The 3,055-nt window shown below is 37.9% G+C and carries 3 protein-coding genes and 1 pseudogene; 2 read left to right on the forward strand and 2 right to left on the reverse strand.

Annotated elements, in window-relative coordinates:
• Together A7967_RS23765 and A7967_RS21945 are read left to right on the forward strand one after the other, a co-directional pair.
• Nucleotides 1-718, forward strand: a pseudogene (locus tag A7967_RS23765) (transposase); the annotation flags it as partial.
• A 225-nt stretch (nt 719-943) separates the two neighbouring features.
• Nucleotides 944-1,363, forward strand: a complete 420-nt coding sequence (locus A7967_RS21945; RefSeq protein WP_054203490.1) for a hypothetical protein — start codon at nt 944-946, stop codon at nt 1,361-1,363.
• Between the two features lie 812 nt (nt 1,364-2,175).
• Here the strand turns inward: A7967_RS21945 and A7967_RS21955 are convergent.
• Nucleotides 2,176-2,436, reverse strand: coding sequence for a Txe/YoeB family addiction module toxin (locus A7967_RS21955; protein ID WP_028865307.1), 261 nt, complete (start codon nt 2,434-2,436; stop codon nt 2,176-2,178).
• Complete coding sequence (locus A7967_RS21960; RefSeq protein ID WP_054203492.1) at nt 2,433-2,684, reverse strand: type II toxin-antitoxin system Phd/YefM family antitoxin; 252 nt, start codon at nt 2,682-2,684, stop codon at nt 2,433-2,435. The genes A7967_RS21955 and A7967_RS21960 overlap by 4 nt, the downstream gene beginning before the upstream one ends.
• Between the last annotated feature and the right edge of the window lie 371 nt (nt 2,685-3,055).

Raw genomic sequence — 3,055 nt, forward strand, 5'->3', positions numbered from 1 at the left:
AACAGCAGTTAGATAAACTGAACACAGATAAATCCGCAGACAAACACACAATCAAATTTACCGCAGACAGTGGTTTTAACAGCGAAGTAAACCTTGAATACATGGCGAAAAGTGGCTTTGATACTTACATTGCGGATAATCAATTTAGAAAACGAAACGTTGTTTAAAGACAGTAAAACGTATGAAACAGAGCAAGAAAAGCGCCGACTAAAAAGGCGTAATGGCAAGCCTCGCTTATTTACCTCAGAGGACTTTCATTATGATGAAGCAACCCAAACCTGCCTCTGCCCCGCAGGCAATGGTATGTGGCGAAGCGGGGTTAATGTAAAGAGTCACAATCAAGAATACACGCGATTCTGCGGTTACTTAAAAGATTGCAAAGTATGCCCACTGCAACAGCAATGCATGCGAAAGCCACCAATAAAAACAGGGCGGCAAGTACAGTTTAAAAATGATGAATCACGTAAAAAGCTAAGCTATATCGAAAAAATGAAAGTTAAAATAGACAGTCCAATGGGGCGACGACAGCTTTTTATTGAAGGAATGGCAAGCGACTAGGCTGTATAGAGCCTGCTTTCCTCTAAATAAACAGCGGAATATTACAGTCAATAAAGGCATGAACAAATTGACCTTACGCGGACAAACGAAAGTGAATGCGCAATGGCAGCTGTATTGCCTTGTTCATAATCTAGAAAAGCTGAGAAACACGATACATTAATAAGGGGAAACCCCTTACCACCTTAAATAAGCCACTTAAACACCTGCAATCCCTTCCAAAACACCCACTAAAGCAACAGCAAATCCTCTTTTTATATTTTCACGTGAAAGTCAGTTGTCGATTGAATCAAAATAGGAACTCAGCTATGGTTGAAGCATCAATAAAAATAAATTAAAAACGAGTTATTCTACAGGCTCGTTAGGTTACACGGAGGTTTCCAATCAAATGAATGTATATTTGATCATTTCAGGAGTATTAAGTGCTATTGCGGCAATACTTCACTTAGGCTGTATATTCTTCGGTGCGCCATGGTATAGATTCTTTGGTGCAGGAGAAGAAATGGCATTAATGGCAGAGCAAGGTAGCAATTATCCAACATTCATAACATTAGGTATTTTTTCTGTTTTGTCTATTTGGTCACTTTATGCATTTTCTGCTGCGGGTTTAATACGGAAACTTCCCTTAACTCGGTTAGCTCTAATAGTTATTACATCAATATACCTTATTCGTGGACTTGCTGGGTTTACTCTAATGTCCATGCCAATGGGCCGTAGTCCCGAGTTTTGGTTATGGAGTTCCATAATTTGCTTAACCTTTGGTATATTCCATGGCGTAGGTTTAAAAAAGCAATGGGCAAAGTTTTGAGTAAAGTGTAACCTAACAAGCCAATTAAGCGGGACTAAAAACAGTTTGCTCGGTTTCGCTTCGCTACACATTTTAGCAAACAATTTTTAGCCCCTTATTGGGGCGTTGTGGCTGTAGAATTACTCTTTTTTAAGAAAAACAGCCTGTTTTATGGGTTCCAAATGCATTACCTAATGCTTTAAAAGCGCTTAGAGTTAATTACAGGAGCTCGTTTTTTAATTGAATTTGGCTGTTAGAGTAATTCTACAGCCTCGTTATGTTGCAAGGAAGATTCCTAGTTTGGTGAAATTTCGAAAAGTAGTTTTTGGCCTCTCAGTAATATCCTTGTTCTTGTTTTTTCTACTTCATTATTTGGGTCATAGCAAAGAGTCTTTAATCAGTGTTTATGTATTTATCTTTTTCTGGGGCATAGAAAAATGTTTATCTTGGAAACTAGGTTATAAAATTGGAATTGGACCAATGGTAGCAATACCATCAAACGCAGATAGAAAATTAAGGTTGCTTGGGTTAGTCTGGGGCTTGTTGTTTTTAAGTATCGGTGTTTTTAATCTGTTCAAAGTAGTCGCAACATAACAAGAAAATTAAGCGGGACTGCTAACAGTTGGCTCGGTTCCGCTTCGCTTCACATTTTAGCCTACTGTTTATCAGCCCCTTATTTGGGCGTTGTGGCTGTAGAATTACTCTTTTTTAAGAAAAACAGCCAGTTTTATGGGTTCCAAATGCATTACCTAATGCTTTAAAAACGCTTAGAGTTAATTACAGGAGCTCGTTTTTTAATTGAATTTGGCTGTTAGAGTAATTCTACAGCCTCGTTATGTGCCGTAGTGATAGCGCAGTTGTGCTATTAGAATTGTATCATTTTGGTTTTTGTATACGATTCTATGTTCGTCATTTATTCGACGAGACCAGTAGCCTGATAAACCGTGTTTAAGAGGCTCTGGTTTTCCAATACCTTCAGTAGGGTTACGTTGGATATCCTTGATTAGTAAATTAATACGTTTAAGTATTTTTTTATCTGTCGTTTGCCAGTAAAGGTATTGTTCCCAAGCTTTAGTCGAAAAAGTCAGCTTCATTCTATGAGCTCTCTTTCAGTTCCATTGCCAGCTTCAAGTTCGGCAATAGACTCTAAAAGTTCGCGTGCATTTGCTGGTGATCTAAGTAAATATGTAGTTTCCTGCATTGCGTTATAGTCTTCTAAAGACATCATAACAACAGGATCTTCACTTTTACGTGTAATAATAACTGGTGCATGATCATTACAAACATGCGCCATTGTTCTTGCTAGATTCGCTCTAGCTGATGTATAACTTATTGCATCCATGTGAACTCCAAAATGTTCATGTACGTTTATTTGTACATTGTAGCGTAAGGGCACATAACAAGCAATTTAAGTCGGAACTCCAACAGTTGGCTGAGTTTCGCTTCGCTACACATTATAGCCAACTGTTTCCGTCCGCTTAATTGGGCGTTGTGGCTGTAGAATTACTCTTTTTTAAGAAAAACAGCCTGTTTTATGGGTTCCAAATGCATTACCTAATGCTTTAAAAACGCTTAGAGTTAATTATAGGAGCTCGTTTTTTAATTGAATTTGGCTGTTAGAGTTATTCTACAGCCTCGTTGTGGCTGTAGAATTACTCTTTTTTAAGAAAAACAGCTTGTTTTATGGGTTCCAAATGCATTACCTAATGCTTT

Origin of the sequence: Pseudoalteromonas neustonica (genome assembly GCF_001653135.1) — a bacterium.
Taxonomy (GTDB): Bacteria; Pseudomonadota; Gammaproteobacteria; order Enterobacterales; family Alteromonadaceae; genus Pseudoalteromonas; species Pseudoalteromonas neustonica.